This is a genomic window from Desulfurella sp. (genome assembly GCF_023256235.1).
Lineage (GTDB): Bacteria > Campylobacterota_A > Desulfurellia > Desulfurellales > Desulfurellaceae > Desulfurella.
In genome coordinates, this window is the sequence record NZ_JAGDWY010000061.1 from 1 (window position 1) to 1,284 (window position 1,284).

Sequence of the window (1,284 nt, forward strand, 5' to 3'; positions counted from 1 at the left end):
AACTTAGATACCAAAGTTATGCACCCAATTGAAGTCATATATGAAGGGATAAAAAGCCAGGCTAAATAAGTCTGGCTTGTTGCTCGATAATTTGCTTTGCCTGGTTAATTATATTTACTATAACTTCTTTTGTAGTTGGTATATCATTTATTAACCCAATTACCTGGCCACATGCAAGTAAAGCATTGTCAATTAAACCTTCTTCTAACATTTTTTTACCATTTAGTCCGCTTAAATATGGAGCTAACTCTTCTAGTGTAGCTTTATTGTTTTCTAATTCTAAAACTTTTAAAGCATGTTTATTTTTGAAAGCTCTCAGTGTATTTTTTAAACTACGCTCCACCAAAACCGTATCAGTTTCTTTTGCTTTAAGTAATGCTTGTTTAATATTTTCATGTACAGGAGCTTCTTTAGTCATCATAAATCTTGTACCCATATTAACTGCACAAGCGCCCAGTGATAATGCAGCAACAAATCCTCTTGCATCGCCAAAACCGCCTGAAGCTATAACAGGAATATTAAGTTCATCTTTTGCTCTTGGTATTAAGATTAAAGAAGTTACATCATCTTCACCAGGGTGACCTGCACACTCAAATCCATCAATACTGACATAGTCACAGCCTATATTTTGTGCTTTTATAGCATGTCTAATTGATGTACATTTGTGTATAACTTTTATATTATTGTTTTTTAATTTTTCAATATAATCAGCGGGGTTTCTGCCAGCAGTTTCTACTATTTTTACACCACTTTGGACTATAGCATCAATGTAGGCATCGTAATTTACTGGCTTTAGTGTGGGTAAAAATGTAAGATTTACACCAAAAGGCCGTGTGGTTAATTTTTTTGTTTGTTCAATTTCATTTGCAAGCAGGTCTGGAGTTTCAAAACTAAGGGCAGAAAGTATACCCAAACCTCCAGCATTTGATACAGCGCTAACAAGTTCTTTTTTTGAAATCCACATCATGCCACCTTGCATAATAGGGTATTCTACATTAAAATCTTTTGTAAATTTTGTTTGAAACATTCTGTTCCTCCTCTTCTTACGTAAACGTTAAGTTAAATATACCATAAATTTAAATATCAGTCAACTGTTATATATTATTTATTTAAAAATGTTTTCTTGACTTAAATAGACAAAAAAGTATAATTTCAAAAAAGGAGAAGATTTTATGGATTATAAAATATTAACTTATCCAGATAAAGAGCTAAAAAAAGTTTCCAGTGAAGTTGACAAGATTGATGATAGTATTTTAGAGCTTATTGATTCTATGGGCCGGATCA

1 protein-coding gene and 1 pseudogene are annotated in these 1,284 nt (G+C 32.1%); one reads left to right on the forward strand and one right to left on the reverse strand.

Going from position 1 to position 1,284, the window contains the following annotated elements; genetic code table 11:
* Positions 1 to 61: 61 nt before the first annotated feature.
* Positions 62 to 1,027, reverse strand: a complete 966-nt coding sequence (locus Q0C22_RS06240; RefSeq protein WP_291492863.1) for a nitronate monooxygenase — start codon at positions 1,025 to 1,027, stop codon at positions 62 to 64.
* A gap of 145 nt (positions 1,028 to 1,172) precedes the next feature.
* Between Q0C22_RS06240 and Q0C22_RS10460 the strand changes: the two are divergent.
* Positions 1,173 to 1,284: pseudogene (locus Q0C22_RS10460) on the forward strand (peptide deformylase); the annotation flags it as partial.